At 36.6% G+C, this 20,958-nt stretch carries 13 protein-coding genes; 9 read left to right on the top strand and 4 right to left on the bottom strand.

What is annotated here, in order from left to right:
* Positions 1–151 precede the first annotated feature (151 nt).
* The 7 genes from GFU89_RS14440 (at position 152) to msrA (ending at position 11,162) form a co-directional block, all read left to right on the top strand.
* Positions 152–2,359, top strand: a complete 2,208-nt coding sequence (locus GFU89_RS14440) for a TonB-dependent receptor (RefSeq protein ID WP_318847794.1) — start codon at positions 152–154, stop codon at positions 2,357–2,359.
* A gap of 34 nt (positions 2,360–2,393) precedes the next feature.
* Positions 2,394–4,553 (top strand): TonB-dependent siderophore receptor, encoded by a 2,160-nt coding sequence (locus tag GFU89_RS14435; RefSeq protein WP_318847793.1) that lies wholly within the window; start codon positions 2,394–2,396, stop codon positions 4,551–4,553.
* A 41-nt stretch (positions 4,554–4,594) separates the two neighbouring features.
* A complete protein-coding gene (locus GFU89_RS14430; protein ID WP_318847792.1) occupies positions 4,595–5,794 on the top strand; it encodes a PepSY-associated TM helix domain-containing protein in 1,200 nt (399 codons plus the stop codon).
* The gene (locus tag GFU89_RS14425) at positions 5,794–7,908 is read left to right on the top strand and encodes a TonB-dependent receptor (RefSeq protein WP_318847791.1); all 2,115 of its coding nucleotides are present in this window, start codon (positions 5,794–5,796) and stop codon (positions 7,906–7,908) included. Before GFU89_RS14430 ends, GFU89_RS14425 begins: the two co-directional genes overlap by 1 nt.
* Before the next feature lie 50 nt (positions 7,909–7,958).
* A complete protein-coding gene (locus GFU89_RS14420) occupies positions 7,959–9,170 on the top strand; it encodes a PepSY-associated TM helix domain-containing protein (protein WP_318847790.1) in 1,212 nt (403 codons plus the stop codon).
* Between the two features lie 79 nt (positions 9,171–9,249).
* Complete coding sequence (locus tag GFU89_RS14415) at positions 9,250–10,218, top strand: ROK family protein (RefSeq protein ID WP_318847789.1); 969 nt, start codon at positions 9,250–9,252, stop codon at positions 10,216–10,218.
* A 389-nt stretch (positions 10,219–10,607) separates the two neighbouring features.
* Positions 10,608–11,162: a peptide-methionine (S)-S-oxide reductase MsrA gene (gene msrA / locus GFU89_RS14410; RefSeq protein ID WP_318847788.1), complete on the top strand. Its 555-nt coding sequence runs from the start codon at positions 10,608–10,610 to the stop codon at positions 11,160–11,162.
* 188 nt (positions 11,163–11,350) lie between these two features.
* Here msrA and GFU89_RS14405 read toward each other — a convergent pair whose 3' ends face one another.
* Positions 11,351–13,111, bottom strand: coding sequence for a RagB/SusD family nutrient uptake outer membrane protein (locus tag GFU89_RS14405; protein WP_318847787.1), 1,761 nt, complete (start codon positions 13,109–13,111; stop codon positions 11,351–11,353).
* Positions 13,112–13,129: 18 nt separating this feature from the next.
* Positions 13,130–16,174 (bottom strand): SusC/RagA family TonB-linked outer membrane protein, encoded by a 3,045-nt coding sequence (locus GFU89_RS14400; protein WP_318847786.1) that lies wholly within the window; start codon positions 16,172–16,174, stop codon positions 13,130–13,132.
* 330 nt (positions 16,175–16,504) lie between these two features.
* Between GFU89_RS14400 and GFU89_RS14395 the strand changes: the two genes are divergently transcribed.
* Positions 16,505–17,581 (top strand): phosphatidylinositol-specific phospholipase C1-like protein, encoded by a 1,077-nt coding sequence (locus GFU89_RS14395; RefSeq protein WP_318847785.1) that lies wholly within the window; start codon positions 16,505–16,507, stop codon positions 17,579–17,581.
* Between the two features lie 128 nt (positions 17,582–17,709).
* On the opposite strand, the gene GFU89_RS14390 is transcribed toward GFU89_RS14395, so the two are convergent.
* Both GFU89_RS14390 and GFU89_RS14385 read right to left on the bottom strand, forming a co-directional pair.
* Positions 17,710–19,500 carry a metallophosphoesterase family protein gene (locus GFU89_RS14390; protein ID WP_318847784.1) on the bottom strand — a complete coding sequence of 597 codons (1,791 nt, stop codon included), beginning with the start codon at positions 19,498–19,500 and terminating at the stop codon, positions 17,710–17,712.
* Positions 19,501–19,576: 76 nt separating this feature from the next.
* On the bottom strand, positions 19,577–20,383 hold the full coding sequence (locus GFU89_RS14385; protein WP_318847783.1) for a hypothetical protein: 807 nt from the start codon (positions 20,381–20,383) through the stop codon (positions 19,577–19,579).
* A gap of 346 nt (positions 20,384–20,729) precedes the next feature.
* Between GFU89_RS14385 and GFU89_RS14380 the strand changes: the two genes are divergently transcribed.
* Positions 20,730–20,930 (top strand): hypothetical protein, encoded by a 201-nt coding sequence (locus GFU89_RS14380; RefSeq protein ID WP_318847782.1) that lies wholly within the window; start codon positions 20,730–20,732, stop codon positions 20,928–20,930.
* Positions 20,931–20,958: the final 28 nt, after the last annotated feature.

Genomic DNA, 20,958 nt, shown 5'->3' with positions numbered 1-20,958 from the left:
GAAAAATTTAATAATATCATCTAAAAACCGCTCTGGCATTGGCCATAGCGGTTTTTTGTTATTCAGTATATAATAATTTTATGATAAATATCAATCTCATTATTTATTTAGAACAGTTAAAAATAATATATTTGCAGAAAATTTGACTTTCATGAAAAATGTACTAATCTGTGCTTCTGTGCTGGGATCCGTAGTGACCTTTGCTCAAAAGAAGGATTCTGCTGATACTAAAAGCATTGATGAAGTAATTATCAACACTTATGTGAAAAAAGACAGTGAATACTCCAACAAGATGCCTTTAAAAGCAATAGAAGATCCACAAGTATATTCTTCAATTGACAAAGGAGTTCTGGAAAACCAATTGTTATTTACCGTAGATGATGCATTCAGAAATGTTGCAGGTGCACAGAAAATGTGGAGTGCAACGAACAGAGCCGGAGACGGAGGAATCTTCCTTAACTTAAGAGGTTTTGTAGCTGGAAATTCTATCAGAAATGGTATGGTAGCTCCGATTACCACTTCAATGGATGCTATTAATGTAGAAAGAATTGAAGTTTTAAAAGGGCCATCTGCTACATTATTCGGAAGTAATGTAACTTCTTACGGAGGTGTTATTAACAGAGTCACCAAAAAGCCTTTTGAAACTCTTGCAGGTGCTGTTTCCGTAGCAGGAGGAAGCTATAACTATTACAGAGTACAGGCAGACGTCAATGCTCCTCTTACAAAAGATAAAAAATTATTATTCAGATTAAATACAGCTTATACTAATCAGGGAACTTTCCAAAGAACCAATGCAAAGAATTCTTTCTATGCTTTCACCCCATCTATTACTTACCGTCCTACAGATAATTTAGAGATCAATGCTGAACTGGAGATGTTTGAAACCAATTCATATCCTGAAACGGCTTTCTTCTTCTATGTTCCAAGTGCACAGCTTGGGGCAGACAGTATGGACAAACTGGAAAAATTTGGTTATAACTATAAGCAATCTTACACCGGAGAAGGCCTTAAAACTATTGGTAAAGCTAGAAACTTCTTTGGACAGGTTAACTATAAGATTAATGAACATATTAAATCTTCTACGAATGTAAGTACCTCTTATTCTTACTCTGACGGATTTAATCCATACTTCTATTTTGCTCCGAAAGGAATGGTAACAGGAGTTCCAACAGATACAGAGTTAGGAATTGTAAGAGCTGATCAGTCAACCAAAGACAGCAAAAGAACTTATTTTCAGGTTCAGCAGAACTTTAATTTTGATTTCAATATCGGAAGTGTAAGAAACAGAACTGTTGCCGGTTTCGATTATATGAGACTTAATGACAACCAATACTTTATGTTCACCAATTTTGACTGGGTTCCTTTCACAGGTACAGACTATTCTAATATGAACGGACAGACATTGGGAGCGATGTATGACAACCTTAGAAATCAACCTGATTTTGAGAAAAACAACACCTATATAAACGCTGGTAAAAAGGACACTTATAGTGGTTATATTTCTAACGTTATTACACCAATAGCCGGTCTTAATATTCTTACTTCATTACGATACGAAACGAATAACTACAAAGGTGGCCAGGTTGGGCAAAATAAAACAGCTGAATACAAGCAGGGAGCATGGTCTCCAAAGTTTGGAGTTGTTTACCAAATTCTTCCTGAGAAATTATCCGTATTTGGAAATTATCAGAACAGTTTTACTGTAAATGGATATTATACTTCAGATAAAACCGGAAACGTAACACTTTCAACTCCTGAAAGAGCCAATCAGTTTGAGGGAGGTATTAAAACGAACCTAATCAAAGGAAGAGTTACTACAACTTTAAGCTACTATAATATTCAGGTAAAAAATACACTTCTTAATACTGATGAAATGACAGGAACAGGACAGGCTGTACAAAATCAGGCAGGTCTATTGAGAAGTCAGGGAGTAGAATTGGAAGCAAACGCTTATTTGATCAAAGGGTTCTCTGTAATCGCAGGAGTAAGTTACAACGATATGAAATATACTGAAGCGGATGAAACGGTAATCGGAAGAAGACCTGCTACAGCATCATCGCCATGGTTGGTTAATTTCAATGCAAGTTATCAGTTCCTTGACGGAAAATTAAAAGGACTTGGATTTGGAGTTGGAGGAAACTATGCAAGCGATAATAAAATTGTAAACTCTTCAACAATGGGAACTTTCATCCTTCCGAAATATCTGGTACTGAATGCTAACGCATTTTATGATACTAAAAAATTCAGAATCGGGGTAAAGGTAGACAACTTTACAAACGAACATTACTGGAGCGGGTACACAACAGCAAATGCTCAGGCCCTTGCCAACGTATTAGGAAGCTTTACTTATAAATTTTAAACTGTTAAAGAATAAATTACTCCCCTTATAAACAATGAAAAGAATAACAATAGGAGCTGCATTATTAACATCTATGTTCAGTTTTGCACAGGAAAAAAAAGACACCATCAAATCCAACGATATTGAAGAAGTAATTGTTAACGGAAGGTATTATCAGAAATATAAACTGAATGAAGTATCGGGCTCACTAAGAATTCAGACGCCTATTCTTGAGCTTCCTCAGAATGTACAGTCTGTAAGTTCGCAGGTTCTTGCTGATCAGATTACATTGAACATGTCTGAAGGAATTGTACGTAACGTCAGTGGAGCAAGAAAAGTAGAACACTGGGATAATGTCTATTCCAATGTCTTCATGAGAGGAGCCAGTATTGCTACTTTCATGAACGGAATGAATGTTTCCTCTACATGGGGACCCATTAATCCTGATGCATCTATTATAGACAGAATAGAATTTGTAAAAGGACCAGCCGGATTTATGGGTTCTATGGGAGATCCTGCCGGGTTTTATAATGTTGTAACAAAAAAACCTACCGGAAAATTTGCCAATAGTGTTCGTTTCACTACAGGAAGCTATAATCTTTTCAGAGGAGAAGCAGATCTTGACGGGGTTCTTGTGAAAGACGGAGTTTTAGATTACCGCATCAATTTGATGGGAAGCTCCAACAATTCATGGGTGGAAAATGATAAAACAAGCAAAATCATTGTTGCTCCATCTATTACTTTCAGACCTACAAAGACGACTGTATTTACAGCTCAGTACAACTATCAGTACTTAAAATTTAATCAACCGGGAGCTTACCTGATGTCTAACGACGGATATGCTTCACTGAATGTACATACCAACTTTAATGATCCCAACTTCAAAAAAACTGAAGTAAAAGATCAGAGTTTATTCTTAAGCTTAGATCAGAAACTTTTTAAAGATTGGATTTGGAGTACACAATATGCTTATATGGATCTGAATTATGACGGAGGTTCATGGTGGGGAACTTTTGATCCGGCCAATAAAAATGTTTTAAACAGAACATTAAGCAACTGGCAGGCAAAAGGAAAAAACCACATTTTTCAGACGTATGTAAGAGGAAAACTTAATACCGGAAATATTGTTCATAAAATAATTGCAGGGTTTGATTATGGAGACAGAAAGTATAATGCTGATTTTTCATCTTTTGCAGGAGGACCTTTCCCAATTGACATTTATAATGTGAATTATGGTGTAGACCCTACAAAACTTCCTTCTTCTGACTTTTATAGCTTAAACACCTCTGCTCCATTTTATAATGACCAGGGAGTAAAATATACCTCTTATTATGCTCAGGATCAGATTGAAATGTTTGATAATAAATTGAGATTAACATTAGCAGGAAGATATACAAGCGGTAAAACCTATTCCGCATATCCTAACCTGAGCCCGGGAACTCCTATTGTACCCGATACAGCTGGTGAGTTTACACCAAGAGTTGGAGTGAGTTATTCTATTAATGAAAACTTCTCTGCTTATGGAATTTATGACAAAACTTTTACACCACAATCCGGAAATGGGATTAACCAAACTAAAATTACAGATCCTTTCAGAGGGCAGAATATTGAATTCGGACTGAAGAAAGACTGGTTCGGAGGAAGATGGAACACTACTTTTGCCGTTTACGAAATCAGAAGGCAAAATATTCTTGTATCAGGAAATGCAAACGAAAACAATGGAGTTGCTTTTCAGGTTGCTACGGGTGAACAAAGAGCTAGAGGATTTGAAACTGATATCAAAGGAGAAATCATCAAGGGGTTGAATATTATTATCAACTATGCTTATACAGATGCAAAAACCATCAAAGACACAGATCCTACAAGAATTGGAATTCAGTCTCCCGGTAATGCAAAAAATGTACAAAATACATGGGTAAACTATAGGTTTGAAAACGGTCTTATGAAAGGCTTTGGTATTTCAGCAGGTTATCAGTATCAGGGAGGAAGACAGTCCTGGTTTGGTGTGAGTGCCACAAAAGATCAAAGTCTACCGGATTATTTTGATACCAACTTCGGAGTTTCCTATACTGCTAAAAAATTCGATGTTAACTTTATGTTGAATAATGTTCTTAACAAAAAACTTTACAGCGGATACAGAGGAGATGGAGGAGAATACGCATGGATCTATAATGCTCCGCGCAACTGGAGAGTATCAATAGGATATAAATTTTAAAAAAATCAAAGGTTAGCCCCTCACGGGGTTAACTTTTTGCTATGAAAAAGCATCACCATAAAAAGAAGGTTTCTTCAACAAAAAAATGGTCTGCCAAACTCCATCTGTGGTTTGGTCTGTCTGTTGGCATCATTGTATTTATAGTCTCTCTTTCGGGGACTTTATATATTTTTAAGGATGAAGTACAAAACAGTCTGCGTAAAGAAGCTATTTATGTAAAAAAAGAAGATCTCGGGAAAAAGGCGTTATCCCTTAATATGCTTCGTGAGAAAGTATCACTGGAACTTAACGAAAAACATCCGCTAAGCTCGGTAGAAATCCCTTTAGACAAAAGCAAATCCTATCGTTTCCTTTATTATGATAAAAGTAAAAAAGGCTGGAACTATTTTCAACAGGTTCTCATCAATAAGCAGGCATATGTAAATCAGTATACCGGAGAAATCATTGCGGTGTATGATGAAAAATATGATGTATTTAATATTCTGAAGTATATCCATTGGGGGCTTCTACTCAATTCCGAATGGGGGCCATTTACTGTAGGAATCCCGACCGTTCTTTTTATCATCATGCTGATTACGGGAATCATTCTATGGTGGCCTAAAAATAAAAATGCAAGAAAAGGACGTTTCTGGTTCAATTGGAAAAATATAAAAAACTGGAAACGTAAAAATTATGACCTTCACAATGTATTAGGTTTCTATGCCTCATTCATTGCCTTATTGATGAGTGTTACAGGAATTTATTTTGCTTATCCGTATGTAAAAAACACCTTTAACCTGGCCATATCCGGTTATTGGGAAGCTCCAAAAGAAAAAGAAATCAAGTCTCCGGATTCATTGATGGTGAAAAATGAAGCTGTTTTTGATCTGGCCGCCGCACAGACAGAAAAATTGTATGCAGGCTCATCCAGCTTCAGAATCAATTTAAACGGAAAAAATAAAAAAGGAAAAGAACTGAAGAACCTTCCCGTTACCATCTATGGACAGGACGGAAGATTCAGCGAAAGAAATCTGCTGACATTCGATAAATACTCAGGAAAGCTACTCGCCAACAAACCTCATCAAAAACTGAGCAACGCCGAAAAATATGCCAATGCTAACTATGATATCCACACAGGATCCTACTTTGGACTGTTTGGAAAAATCATCTGGTTTATTGCCGGCCTCACATGTACATCACTTCCTGTAACCGGATTTCTGGTCTGGTGGGGAAAAAGAAAGAAACAAGGAAAGAAAATATAATGAAAAAAGCGCTTTTATCAGCTGCCTGTTTAGGAACTACTACCGTTTTTGCCCAGGTAAAAGATACATTACAAACCCAAAATGTGGATGAGGTTGTTATGACTGCCTCAAGAAAAAAAGAAAATATAAAAGAGGTTCCAAGCTCTATCACCATTGTTGGAGAAAAACAGATTCAGTCTCAGCTGACTGTTAACTCTGATATTACGAGCATCCTGCAGTATACAGTTCCCAGTTTAGGAACCAACTCAGGACAGACTTCCAATTCGGGACAGACTTTAAGAGGACGCCAGGTTTTGGTTTTGATTGATGGGATTCCACAGTCTACTCCACTTCGTAACGGAGCAAGAGATCTAAGAACTATAGACCCTTCAGCTATCGAAAGAATTGAGGTGATCAAGGGTGCTTCTTCCATCTATGGAAATGGTGCTGATGGTGGTATTATCAATTATATTACGAAAAAAAGCAAAACAGATAAAAAAATCTCCGGAATTTCACAGGTTGGTCTTACAGGACAGTCTTACGGAGGTACTTTAGGAGTAAGAGCCAGCCAGCTTTTAACCGGAAAGATCAATAAATTTGACTATACCCTTTCATTAGCCTACGAAAGAACGGGATATACAAAAGATGGAGACGGTGTTTTGATAAGTCCTACTTACAGCATTGCCAAGATGGACAACTACAACGGATTGCTTAAAATAGGATATGATATCAATGAAAACCAGAGAATCGAGGCTTCTTATATTGGCTATTCATCAAGATCAGGGTTGAATGTAGGATTAAAAACAGGAAAATATGGTATCACTCCTACGATTGGTGAAGGAGTAGGAAAAGGGTTGGAAACAACTCCTCAGGGAACTCCGAAAAACCATAATATCAGAGTAAGCTATGACAACAAGAACCTGTTTGCAGGAACTTCTTTAAATATTAACCTTTATTATCAGGATTTTAAAACCGTTTACGGATACAGTGACACTTTCTTTAATGGCGGCCAATCCAATGTTATTTCCCAGAAAAAAGGAGCAAGAATCAATTTAGACACACAGCTTTGGAACTCAGCAAATTCACAAGGAGAAATTATCTATGGAGCTGATATCCTGAACGATCAGACCGTACAAAAACTGGAAGACGGACGTTTCTGGACTCCTAATATGAACATGACCAATATAGCTCCCTTTGTATTGGCAAAAATTGATCTGTTCAAAAAGTTTACCATCAAAGGAGGTTTCCGCTACGAAAATATCAAAGTGAATGTAGATGACTTCAATACACTTTCCTCACTTAAAAGTGATGGAACATTTACTACGAGTATTCCTGTTGCAGGTGGAAAGTTAAGCTATAATGCGTTGGTAGGAAATATCGGTGTTCGTTATAATATTGAACCTTATATCAATCTTTTCGGAAGCTTTTCTCAAGCCTACTCTATCAATGAATTAGGAAGAATTCTAAGAACCTCAACTTCTGAAACAATTAAAAACCTGGAAACAAAACCTATCATTGTCAACAATTATGAATTGGGAGCAACAGGACAACTTTCCAGCTGGCTTAATTATGAACTGACTTCTTACGTAAGTACATCCAAACTAGGAGCTTCATTCGTACAGAGCCCGGACAGAGCATTGATGATTCAGAGATCACCGGAAATTGTATATGGAGTGGAAGGATTTTTACACTTTACTCCTGTAAAATGGGTTCAGTTTGGTGGAAGTTACAGCTGGATGGAAGGGATCACTTCTATAAAAGATGACGGAGATTATTCTGCAAAAATCAACAACAGCAGAATTTCTGCGCCAAAAGTTTTAGCTTATGTTCAGGCAAGACCTGTTCCGGCTTTGTCTGTTGGTTTTGATATGCTTCATTCTTTCCAGCAAAACAGATTCGAGCCTAATGCGAAAACAGGATTGTATGCTTATGGTGAAGGATATGTTCCAGAATATACTGTCTTTAATTTCAAATCAAGCTACGAAGTGAACAACAACTGGAGAGTATCATTAGGGATTGAAAATATTTTCAACAAAGTATACCAACCTGCCATTTCATGGTGGACAGCAAGAGACAGTGACTTCACCAATGCATTGGGAGCAAGAGGAACCTTTATGATTGAATATAAATTTTAATTAAACTAAATAAAAAGTAAAACATATCTTTGTTTCACTTTTAGCTGTATATGAAGAAAAATCATCATCAAAAAAAGAAACCGGGATTCTTTAAAAAATGGTCTGCCAAGCTTCACCTTTGGTTCGGACTGGGAATAGGTTTTCTGATCTTTATTATCTCTATTACCGGAGCATTGTATGTTTTTAAGGATGAAGTGGAAAACTTTACCCGAAAAGATGTCATGTACCACCATGAGCAAAATATTGAACAGAAACAGGTGCTTCCTATCAGAGTAATGGAAAAAGCTGTTGCAGAACAGGTCAAGGAAAAATATCCTATCCACTGGGTCAATGTTCCTATTGACAAAAAGATGTCCTATATGTTCTTCTGGTATGAGCATAATACGGATGCCTGGAATTATTTTGATGAATTTCCGATCTATAAACAGGCTTATGTAAACCCGTACACCGGGAAAGTACTGAGAGTTTATGATGAAAAAAACGGATTCTTCAATATTGTAAAAATGATCCACTGGAGCTACCTCCTGAAACAGGATTGGGGAACATATGTCGTAGGAATTCCGGTAATCATTTTTATCATCATGCTGATCTCAGGGATTATTCTATGGTGGCCTAAGAATAAAGCAGCAAGAAAACAGCGTTTTGCCTTCAAATGGAAAAATATTAAAAGCTGGAAAAGAAAGAACTATGACCTACACAATGTATTAGGGTTTTATGCATCCATTTTTGCTTTGATCTTCTCCATTACAGGACTTTTCTATGCATTTTTTGTCGTTCAGGCGATGATCTATGTACTATTTTCAGGAGGAGAAACAAAGTACCCGGACTTTTCCCATATCAAGACAAAAGCTCCTATTGAGCTGAGAACAGAGGGAACACTGGATAAAATTATCAATACTGTACAGACAAAATATCCGGATTCCTATGGTTTTGCTATAGATTTAGGACACCCACATATGGATGACCACGAGCATCCCAACTTTGAGGTGTATGTGAAACATCTTTCTTATTCTTACCATAAAAGCAGCAGTTTAATCTTTGATGAAAATTCAGGAGAATTGCTACATACTCATGATCCGAAGGACAAAAACTTTGGAGAAAAGGCGGTGAGCGCTAATTATGATATCCACGTAGGAGCTATTTTAGGACTTCCTACCAAGATCATTGCTTTTATTGTAAGTCTTATCTGTGCCTCTCTTCCGGTTACCGGATTTATGATCTGGTGGGGAAGAAAAAAGAAAAAACCGTTAAAAACAGCTTAACATATTAAATAAAACCCAGTTAATAATCCATTAATACAATCTTTTTTATAATTTTAGCCCCTAGAATTTAATAATAGAAATGTCATTAATAGATTTATCAAAACAAGTTGCCCTTGGAGTTGACATCGGCGGAACCAATACTAAGTTCGGAATCGTAAACCACCGTGGAGAAGTTCTGGATAAAGGAAACCTGAGAACTGATGCTTATGATAAAGTTGAAGATTTCATCGATGCTTTATATGAAAGTGTTCGTCCAATGATGGAAAAATATGGTACTGAAGCACACTTTGACGGAATCGGAGTAGGAGCTCCCAATGCAAACTACTATAAAGGAACCATAGAACTAGCTCCCAACCTTCCATGGAAAGGGGTAATTCCTTTTGCCGAGCTGATGACAGCAAAATTCGGTCTTCCTTGTACAGTGACCAATGATGCGAATGCAGCAGCTTTAGGCGAGATGCTTTTTGGAGCAGCCAGAGGAATGAAAGATTTTATCATGATTACCCTGGGAACAGGAGTAGGCAGCGGAATCATTGCCAACGGAAACTTAATCTACGGACATGATGGATTTGCAGGAGAATTGGGACACACGATTGTAAAACCAGGCGGTAGAAAACACTGGAGTACAGGTTCTGAGGGAAGTCTGGAAGCCTATGCTTCTGCTACCGGAATTACCATTACAGCCAAGAAAATGAGAGCTGAATTCCCAGAATCTATGCTGAACCAGTATCCTGAAGACGAGATCAATTCTAAAACGGTATATGAATGTGCCATGAAAGAAGACCCAATTGCTATTGAGGTTTTCAGATACACAGGTCAGAAACTGGGAGAAGCCATCGCAAATTTTGTTATGTTCTCTTCCCCGGAAGCAATTCTTTTATTTGGTGGAGTAATCAAAGCAGGAGATTTTATTTTAAAGCCGGCTAAACTTCATATGGAAAGAAACCTTCTTCCGATCTTTAGAAATAAAGTAAAACTGGTATTCAGTGAACTTGACGAAGCAGATGCTGCCATCCTTGGAGCAAGTGCTTTAGTTTGGGAAAAATAACTGAAAGCTATTTAAATTATACAAAGCATCCTTTTTTAGGGTGCTTTTTTTGTTCACAGATTGCACAGATGATTGGATTGCATTTTCTTGTGCTTATTTGTGAAAATATTCGTGTTATTCGTGTTTAAATTTCAGCATAATTGAAATGCTTCAACTCTGCTCAGCATGACATTGCTAATACTAACTGCTTTACTATTATCTCCGTCATTTACCTTTAATATTTAGTTCGTAACAGTGTTTAAAATCATTTGCAGCATCTATCATTGTAATTTGAGTTTATGAGGCTAAAATCATGTTCAAATGAAAAAGTTTTTCATACTTTTGATTGTCTTTTTTCTCAATATACAGAATGGAAAAAGAATTTTTTAAATAAAATAATCAACCTTAGAATGGATAACAATAATTTAGAGCAAATTACTTTTGGTGGTGGATGTTTCTGGTGTGTGGAAAGTTGCTTCAATATGCTTAAAGGAGTAAAATCTGCTATTTCAGGATATTCCGGAGGACATAAAGATAATCCGACATATCAGGAAGTTTGTACAGGAGAAACAGGACATGCAGAAGTGGTACAGATCACTTACGATTCTTCTATTATTTCTTACGAGCAGCTGATGGATGTATTTTTCTTCCTTCATGATCCTACTCAACTCAACAGACAAGGAAATGATATCGGAACCCAATACCGTTCTGTGATTTACTATAAAGATAACGCTGAAAAAGCAAAGGCTGAAGAAGCTATCAAAGTATCTCAGGAATCGGGAAGATGGGCAGGAACTTATGTAACGGAACTGACTCAATTCGATAAATTCTGGGCTGCAGAACAATATCATCAGGGGTATTACAATGACAATCCTACTCAACCCTACTGCAGCGCTGTTGTAGGTCCAAAAATCCAGAAGTTTAAAAAATACTATGGAGAAATGGGAATGCTGAATGCAGAATAAAATTGACCAATTTTTAAATTTTGGCTAAAGCCGGATTGATTGTAAACATTTTATTAAACGGCTAAACGGACTAAAGTCCGTTCCTATTGATATCAAATGAATGGCTACAAACCGATATAAAATAACAGAAGCGAAGAGGAAATCTCTTCGCTTCTTGTTTACGCAAAAATAATTGTTATATGAAAAAACTAATATCCAGGGTTTTGACTAAAATCTTTTGAGGCATCAAGAGTTGCCTGAGGAATCGGGAAAATTCTTCTGTAAGGCTGAGTGGCTGCTTTGGCAGTTCCCGGCAGATCAAATTTTTCAAACCTGATCATCGCCTTTCTTCTGTACATTTCCCAATACAATTCGTATCCTGATTCTTTAAAAAGCGTATTAGCATCCAGAGAAGCAAGCGCAACTCCTGGAGCATTGTTCTTTAAAGCATCATTCGTTCTGCTTGTTCTTAATCTGTTAACATCAGCCAACGCTCCAGATACGTTTCCGTTTCTGAAAAAAGCTTCTGCTCTCATCATATAGATCGTTCCAAGTCTGTATAATGGAACATCCATTCCGCTTGTTCCGTTGTTTCCGTAACCGGGATCAAACTCAAATTTGAAGTTTCTTACCCCTCTGTTGATCTGAGCCTGTGTAAATACCGCTTCTGAAGGATTGTCAAAATTAAGTTCCGGAGTAAAATCTGCGGCAAGCGTCGTGTTTTTTTCGGTGAATAATTTATAGACCTTAATTCTTCCATCCGCAGTCAGGTCAAAGTTACCATTGGCAAGAATTTTAGGTCCATATTGCTGACCAACCTGTAAGCCTCTGTTGAAATGAAACCATGGTTTTCCTGTTCCTTCCACTTTACTTGTTGAAGGTACACTTACATCCGTTCCATCATTTCTGAACCATGTTCCGTCTTCATACTGATAGGTTCTCTGAAAACGAGGATCATCATGATTTCCGTTCCATGAATAATAGAATTCCGGTGTAACGCAAGAAGCATTGGTTCCTCTGTTATCAGGCGACGGCTTTTGAATTCTTTCCATAGACATATAGGCCAGATCATTGTCCGCATTTCTATTTGAATTCTTCTTCTGAACAATAGTAAAGATCATTTCCTTACTTGTATCATTGTTGATATCAAAATTGTGGAAGTAATTTGATTCTAAGCTAAAAAAGCCTCCATTAATCAACATATCAGAATACTTGATCACCATATCCATATCATTCCCTCCTCCACTTAAAGCCTGTTCCTTAAAGTTAAAAGTACCTGCTGTCTTGTTCTTTAAAACAGCTCTGTTTAGATACATATCAGCCAATAATGCATACGCTGCCTGTTTTGTAAACCTTCCTGCGTGGGTATTCTGGGTTTTAATATCTGCTAAGTTTGGGATAAGACCTTCCACTTCAGTAATTAAAGCATCAATGGTAGATTCCGCCTTTCTGATCTGAATGGGAGCGTTTAAGTTATCAGGATCTCTGTAAGGAGCCTGCCCATACAAATCAATTGTTGTATACGTATAAAACGCCAATAACCCTTTTGCTTCTGCCAAAAATAAAGTCTTATTATTAATGTTACTCTTGTTGATACTTCCTATAGCAAATATGGATTTCGTAATTCCTGAGTTCAACTGATTCCAGGTAGTTTTTACCACATCATTATTGGCGTCCCAGGTAAATTCGTGCATAGCTCTCCATTTTCCACCATCTCCCCAGTCACTTCCTCTGGTTGGTAATAGGGCTTCATCAGTAGAATATTCCTGTAACGCAAACACACTTCCATGGTCTACAAAAGTTCCGTCGCCAAGTTGTCCGTAAGCAGCAGCAAGAGAAGCTTCAGGGTCTGCATTTTCAGTTCCCATTACCTCATCAATTACTTTTTCATCCAGATTCGTACATCCCACTAAAGATATCACCGCGATGGACAAAACGATTTTATTTAGATTTAAAAATTTAGATTTCATGATTTCTTTTAACTTAAATTAAAATTTAATAGTAGCTCCCAAAATGAAAGTTTTTGCAGACGGATAAGTCGTGTAATCAATTCCTAACGACTGATTTCCCTGCACCTGCTTGTTGGTGTCAACAAGGGGATCATAACCTGAATAGCTGGTAATGGTCAATAGATTCTGTGCACTTACATACAGATTGATACTCTTCAAAAATTTCAATTGATTCATGTCAAAAGTATATCCTAATCTTACGTTGCTTAAGCGAATAAAGTCTGATTTTTCAAGATATAAAGAAGATAACTGCGGCTGATTGGCAAAGCTTGCCCCTGAATCATAATATTTCTTCAATACGTTTCTGTCTGACGCTAAATTATTGATATTCAAATCCAACGCAGTGTTATTTACTAAGTACCCTCCCGTTTGACCAATGAAAGAGAATGCAAAATCAAGCTTCTTGTATTTCATATAAGAATTGATCCCGAAAGTGAAGTTAGGAATAGCACCTTCGAAAATCTTTCTGTCATTCGGATCAATCTTTCCATCTCCGTTCAGATCTTCATATATATATTTTCCGTTGGCATCAATTCCTAAGTAATTGTACATGTAGAAAGATCCTGCTTCATATCCGTTTCTGTAGATATTTGCGGTAACGCCTGAAAGTCCTGGACCTGAAACTTCACCGGAATTAATTCCTGAGACCGGAAGATCTTTCACCACATTATTTACTGTAGCTCCATTGATATCAAGATTCCATGTAAAGTTTTCGTTTTTAATAATTTCTGAACCTAAAGAGAATTCAAAACCTTTATTAACGATCTTTCCGTCAGCATTCAGCCAGACAAAATCTGTAGGACTTAACGGAGTGGAAGGAATAAACAATATTGGGTTTTTGGTTGTCTTGTTATAATATTCCAATGAACCGTATAATTTATTACTGAATAGGCTGAAATCCAAACCAACATTCGTTTGTGCTACAATTTCCCACTTCAGATTAGGATTGGGTGTTCTCACCACCTGAACTCCATTGATCAGATTTAAGTTATCATATAAATAATATCCTGCACTTTGTGATAACAGATAACTTGCTTTTGTAATTTTGTTGAGAACTTCCTGATTTCCGGTTTCTCCCCAGCTTCCTCTTAATTTCAACTCATTGATAAATGAAACATCTTTCAGAAAATTTTCTTTTGAAATAGTCCAGCCTGCAGCAACTGATGGGAAATACCCATATTTATTGTTATCTCCAAAACGGGTAGAACCATCAGCTCTTAATGAAGCTGTTAAGAAATATTTTTTATCAAAATTATAATTTACCCTTCCGAAATAAGACTGCAGTTCATTTTCCTGGGAAGTTCCCGGCTGTGGAATAAACACATCTCCAGAATATCCAGGGTTAATTTCCGGCGAAATCCCCGCTCCCTGATTAACAAAGTTTCTTACACCCAGATAAGTGGCAGTAGCTTTAAACTTTTGATAAGAAAAACCTCCTAATACGCTGAAATTATGCCTTTTTAAACTAAGATCATAGGTTAAATAATGCTCCAAAAGAATATTATAAGAATCCAGATTGGCCTGTGAATAGATTCCTTTCGGGCTTCTGTCTGTAATGTTCGGGAACATGGTTGTATTTCTTTCCGATAAACTTCTGTCAACCCCTAAATTAAATTTATAATTCAATCCTGGTAAAATTCTCAGCGTTGCCTCAGTATTTCCTAATACTCTGAAAGTATTCGTTTTATCTTCGTAAACACTCAATAAATACAATGGATTGTAGTGAGCATTCATATTGAAATTGGTATAATTTCCGTTTTGATCATAGACAGAACGCGTAGGATTCGCCATTAAAGCATGGATAATAAGCTGCCCGTCAGACCCGGCATTTCCTCCATTTGGAATTCCTGTTTCTCTGATATCACTAGCAGTAAGATTTAACTTAACCTTTAATCTCTTGTTATCAAAGAAAGATTCTTCAGCATTCAAACGGGCGGTTGTTCTTTTAAAACTGCTGTTCAGAACAATACCATCCTGATCCATATGAGAAAGAGATGCAAAATAATTCCCTGTTTCCGTAGCTTTTGAGAATGAAACAGAATGATTGGATGAAACGGCATTCCTATAGATTTCGTCCTGCCAGTCTGTATTTCCGCCATGGTCATAAGATTTATCTATGCCTGCAGCTCTATATTGATCCGCAGTCATTAAGTCTAATTTTTTAATCACTGAAGAAAAGCCCAGATACGTATCATACGTAAACATCGGCTCTCCCTTCTTCCCTCTTTTTGTTGTTACTAAAACTACCCCATTTGAACCTCTCGCCCCATAAATGGCCGCAGCAGAAGCATCTTTCAAAACAGTGATGGATTCGATGTCACTTGTATTCAAAAAGTTAAGCGGATTCTTTGCGGTTGTATTCCCAAGTCCTATATTCGGGCTTTGTGCACTTACAGGATCATTATTCAGAGGAATGCCGTCTACAACAAATAAAGGTGTACTTCCGCTTCGGATGGAGCCGATACCTCTGATGGAAACATTCACTCCGGCACCGGGTTCTCCGCTCGACTGAACAATACGAACACCGGCGATTTTTCCCTGCATCAGATTATCAACGGAAATATTCATTCCTTCTTTAAAATTTTCGGCTTTCAGCTGGCTTACCGCTCCCGTTAAATCAGATTTTTTCTGAGAACCGTATCCTACCAGAGTTACCTCTTCAATAGAAGTTGAACCTTTTTTGGATTCTAATTTTACGGAAACCGAAGTACTGGAGATCTTCACCATCTGTTCTCCATATCCGTCATAAGAAATGGATAAGGTCTGCCCGATATTGGCCGAAATTGAAAAGTTCCCCAATGCATCGGTAGAAACAGTATCTCCGGTTTCTACAACAGTGACTTTTGCGCCTTCTATTGAAGAACCATTCTGATCCGTTACATTTCCGGAAATGGTTTCGTTTACCTGCGAAAACACAGGATAGTTTGAAGTAAATCCTTTAGCATCAGCTTGGTGGGCCACCAAAAAAATTAATGCAATCGGGATTAGCTTTTTAAACTTAAAAAAATTAATTTTGTGGTACATATCAATAAGTAAAGTAATTGCAAGACGTTACATTGCTTATCAAAAAGCCGCTGTTGTTCCCGCAACAGTGGTTTTCTTTTCAGGCAACGGTTAGTTTTTATTTCGGCATACAAAGTAAAAGGATCTACCACAAATCTATTTTAACATAATATTATCTTAAAGTCAACAAAATATAAATATCTCAAATTGAGATATTATAAACTTACTATATATCAAATATTTATATACCTCTATTTTTTCAACATTCACAAATTTTTAAAAATTACTTAACATAATATATAAATCATCCCCAACAAAGACTCCTTAATTTTGCATGTAAAATGTATCGAAATGAAAAAGGCGGTTTTTCTTGGCATTTGTTTATCTTCCTTCAACCTATTTTGGTCACAATCTCAGCAACTTGATGAGCTAAAGATCAATGAAATTCAGGTAATAGGTTCTCACAATTCTTATAAGAAAGCCATTCTGCCTGAAGTGTACAGTTATTTGTCACAAAAAGACACTCAGAACTCTTTACCGAAGATTCAATATGAACACATTCCTATTCCTGAACAGCTGGATCTTGGGCTTAGAAATCTGGAAATTGATGTATACGCAGACAGTAAAGGAGGAAAATATGCCCATCCCAAAATTCTTGATCTTGTAAAGACCAACGAATCTTTTGATCCTGAAGGAAAAATGAAAAAACCGGGTTACAAAATGATTCACATTACAGATATTGATTATCAGACATGGTATTATACCCTAGAAGAATGTCTGAAGGATTTGAAAAAATGGTCTGACAAACATCCTGATCACGATCCTGTTTTTATAACGCTCGAACCTAAAGATGGAAAGGCCAATCAATTCGGAACCGAACCTGAGCATTATACAAGCCCACTTTTTGATGATCTGGATAATGAACTGAAAAAGTACCTCGGAAAAGAGAAAATTATTACCCCTGATGATATCAGAGGATCTTATAAAACGCTGAACGAAGCTGTTTTAAATAAAAACTGGCCGAAAGTAAAAGACGTAAAGGGAAAATTCCTTTTTGTAATGGATAATAACGGAGAAAACAGAGATCTGTACGCCAAAGATCATCCTTCATTGAAAGGCAGGATGATTTTCACAAATTCTGCACCGGGAACTCCTGAATCGGCTGTTCTGTTCATGAATGAACCGAAGAAAGATGATACAATGATCAAAGACCTGGTAAAAAAAGGATACATCATCCGTACCAGAGCTGATGCAGATACAATGGAAGCAAGAAGCGAGGATTATTCAAGATTTGAAAAGGCAAAAGAAACTGGAGCGCAGATCATTACAACGGATTATTATTATCCCAGCAAATTATTCAAATCCAACTATAAGGTAAGTTTTGACAACAATACTTATGAAAGAAAGAATCCTTTGACAGGAAAGTAGTCCTGTTTTGCTGTTAGATTTATAATTGAGGAGGCTGTCTATGGACAACCTTTCTTTTGTTTAAACACTAATTCTTTTCACAAATGCCACAAATATCTCATTGAATCCAAATGGAGGGTTATGAAGTATTATAACTTTATTATTTCCTTCTTTTTCAAATCTATTTCAAAATGATCTGCCGGATCTCCATGAGAGAGTAATGAAAGTATTTTAAAAACTGATTGCAACTGCTTAATAAACAAGTTGTCTTTCGGATCATTTTCCTGATATAGTTTCTCCAATATTTGATATTGCTCCAGTCTTTCTTTTGGAATATCTCTTTTCGCCAGCTCATCTGCAGATTGAAATTTATATAAATCCAACAGCAAGTCATCAAAAGACCATTTTTTAAAGGATTCGGGCCTTATTCTTTTTTCTTTGAGCTGATCTTTATTTTGAATAAGCAGCAGGAGATCTTCTCCATTTAAATTTTTAGTTTTATCAATAAAATCTACTGGCCAGTCATCGGGAATCATTCTCAGCCGAACCAATTCTTTTAAATGAAAAAGCATAAAATCATGGTAGGATTTTGTTTTTAAAATGTCTTTATTCCAAAGTATTTTGGCTGTATCATGCTGTAAAGCTTCATATTCTTTTTCGTACAAAGGAAACAGCTCATCAAATCTGGGAACATTATTTACAACTTCGGTTTGGACCTCCATCCTATCGGGAGATTCTATGGTCAAAATTTTATAAGCGGGTAGATAAGCCGCCAATGACGGAACCTGAACATTTACCAAAACATGCTCACCCATTTTTCTGATTCCTGTATCATTGATGTGCATATGTCCTGCAAAATGAATCTGCAAACCTGCTTCAGCAAACATCTCTGCGACTTCTTCCTGCGGAACACGTTCCAACTGCCACTTTTTTTCTCCCAACAGGTTTTTAATTTCGTTGGTTGCCCCATCATTGAAATCAATCATCGGATAATGGGTAAATGCAATCAGAGTTTTGTTGTTTTTCTTTGCTTCATCAGCAACCTTCCTTACCCATTGTATCAAATGCTGTTTGTTGGTCAGTACATTATTATAACCAATGCTTGCTCCTTTATAATTAGATGCATTCTCAGGGTTTTCGCTGATATTTTTCGGAACATAGGTATTGCCATCAATAGCAATCATCCAGACATCCTTCACGGGCTCAACAACATAACTTAAATCCGGAACAGAAAAACCTTTGGCTACTTCATACATTCTTTTGGAATAGTCTGCCAGCCTCAACCCTTTTTCATAAGAATAATCTTTAAATGAGTCGTGATCAAAAGGGGTACTCCAGTACAAGTCTTCTTTTTTAGGATAGAAACCAAAATCTTTTAATTCATTCAAAATTTCAAGATACCCGGATTCAGCAATATCTTTTGTAATAACTTTATCCGTTGATTTTCCAATATTCTCCTTACTGTAAATTCCAAGCGGCTTTCCATTCTTCCCAAGAAAATCATCCTTCCCTCCATCGTTTCTGAATGGTCCAACTGGATCGTGGTTTCCTGTTGTCAGGTAAAAATTAATCCCATATTTCTGGTGATACTGTTCTAAAATTGTATGAAGCCCGCGAAGGTTATAAGCCTGCCCATCATCAGAAAAATCACCGGGCATAGCTACAATTTTAATTCCTTTGGCCGCAATATCATCTAGCGCTTTAAGAAATGCAAAATAGTTCTCATTGAAAATTCTTGTGGAATGCAACTGAGAATCCATCGTTCTCAGGATCGTGGATTTTCCCGTTTTAGAGTTCATAATTCCTTTAAAATCATTATCCGAAAAACTTCCATACAAATCCTGAAAATGTACATCAGACAGAAAAGCAATCTGTACAGGCTTTTGCGCCGAAAAAAGAGTACTTATAAAAAGTAAAATGGAGAATATCTGTCTATTCATCTTAAAAATAAAGACGAAAATAAGGCAACGAGCAGAGAATTGTTTTAATTGAATTTTAAATAATTGTGAAGGAAGATCATTCTCCTTTACCATAAGTTAAGATCATATGTCTCGTTGCATCTCTCAAACTTTTACCATTACCAGGGTTTATTCCATCCATTGTAAAAAACTCTACCGCATTATCATATTTTGTATACCATGAATTACCTAATCCGTTTTCTACTGTCAAGGTATCTGGTCTGGTAATTCTCTTAAAATATTTTAGTTTGACAGTATCAGCTGGTAATAACTGATGCTTGGGATTTTTATCATCACAAGATGTTAGTTTATATTCATCTCCGTCCCAATACATACATTGATTATCTTTCCCAGGCATTTTTAAACCACCATTTAAACTTGCAAATAAAACTAAGACAATCACACCTATTCCCATTCCGTTTTTTGCCATCTGCGGAACATTAAAAACAGGTGTGTTCGTAATGTTTATAATTATTCTAGAAAGCCTTTCTGACAAAGAATCTTCATCATTTCCAATTCTCATTTCTATCTGAGTCTCTCCATGATCTCTTCTAATTATATAATTCTCAGAAAAATCTTGAAAATTATCATAGCCCACATACCAACTTAATTGGTCTAAAGTAATAGCGTCAATAGGATAGTCTTCATTTTCATTTATCAATCTCTTATAATATCTCACAAAAGTTCTTCCATCTTTGGAAGACTCAAATTTCTCCTCTAGTTTCTGACTTAAAAAATCAAATACAGTACTATAACTGTCTGTTTCAATTCCAAGTTCTTTTTTTGCGGTTTTATATGCTGCTTTTATGAGCAATTTTCTTTTCTCAAACATACAATTTCCATAATGGATTAATATGCTGTCCAAATTAGACACATTTTAGACATTATAATTGCGGTTTCCCGTAAAAAACAGCATTTTACAAGGTTTTGCTTGTCCACTCGCTGTCTTACATAAGACAACGCACTATCGGATATTTGTAAAAGAAATCAGGGACAAAAAATAAAAAGAAAATCAAAATCCTGATTTCAAAAATCACCAGATAAAACGGAGGAAAACTCCGGGTTGGGAAGCAGATGTTTCTCCTCCGTTTTTGAAGGTTCACTTCCCAAAAAATTTAGAAGCGCTTCAATTTTTTTTAACCGTATAACACTATCTGCGATCTGCTTCGCAGGGAAGAATACGAATGCTTTAACAATAAATTTTTTGAAAAATGATCCAATTTATTTTAATGCTATTAGGTTTAGCATTCTCAAACAATACAGCAAATGCAACAACAGCAAATGATAATAACCCAACTACTGAAACCGTTCAACCTCAAAGTGGTGCTTCAGATCCAGGAGGATCTACAGGGGAAAGTGGGGGAAGCGATACAGGAGGTGAAACAGGACAAATCATACCTCCAAGAAAATAACAAAGAAAGCGAAAGAATTATCTTTCGC

The sequence above is a fragment of the Chryseobacterium sp. JV558 genome, assembly GCF_033712365.1.
GTDB lineage: Bacteria > Bacteroidota > Bacteroidia > Flavobacteriales > Weeksellaceae > Chryseobacterium.
Note: the sequence above shows the minus strand (reverse complement) of the source record. Positions and strands in the feature narration are given on the sequence as shown.

Bases quoted from the DNA above. Each gene is read 5' to 3' on its own strand.
- GFU89_RS14425 (WP_318847791.1), top strand. From the start codon at position 5,794: ATGAAAAAAGCGCTTTTATCAGCTGCCTGTTTAGGAACTACTACCGTT.
- GFU89_RS14395 (WP_318847785.1), top strand. From the start codon at position 16,505: ATGAAAAAGGCGGTTTTTCTTGGCATTTGTTTATCTTCCTTCAACCTA.
- GFU89_RS14400 (WP_318847786.1), bottom strand. From the start codon at position 16,174: ATGTACCACAAAATTAATTTTTTTAAGTTTAAAAAGCTAATCCCGATT.
- GFU89_RS14405 (WP_318847787.1), bottom strand. From the start codon at position 13,111: ATGAAATCTAAATTTTTAAATCTAAATAAAATCGTTTTGTCCATCGCG.
- GFU89_RS14420 (WP_318847790.1), top strand. From the start codon at position 7,959: ATGAAGAAAAATCATCATCAAAAAAAGAAACCGGGATTCTTTAAAAAA.
- GFU89_RS14440 (WP_318847794.1), top strand. From the start codon at position 152: ATGAAAAATGTACTAATCTGTGCTTCTGTGCTGGGATCCGTAGTGACC.
- GFU89_RS14415 (WP_318847789.1), top strand. From the start codon at position 9,250: ATGTCATTAATAGATTTATCAAAACAAGTTGCCCTTGGAGTTGACATC.
- GFU89_RS14435 (WP_318847793.1), top strand. From the start codon at position 2,394: ATGAAAAGAATAACAATAGGAGCTGCATTATTAACATCTATGTTCAGT.
- msrA (WP_318847788.1), top strand. From the start codon at position 10,608: ATGGATAACAATAATTTAGAGCAAATTACTTTTGGTGGTGGATGTTTC.
- GFU89_RS14390 (WP_318847784.1), bottom strand. From the start codon at position 19,500: ATGAATAGACAGATATTCTCCATTTTACTTTTTATAAGTACTCTTTTT.
- GFU89_RS14380 (WP_318847782.1), top strand. From the start codon at position 20,730: ATGATCCAATTTATTTTAATGCTATTAGGTTTAGCATTCTCAAACAAT.
- GFU89_RS14430 (WP_318847792.1), top strand. From the start codon at position 4,595: ATGAAAAAGCATCACCATAAAAAGAAGGTTTCTTCAACAAAAAAATGG.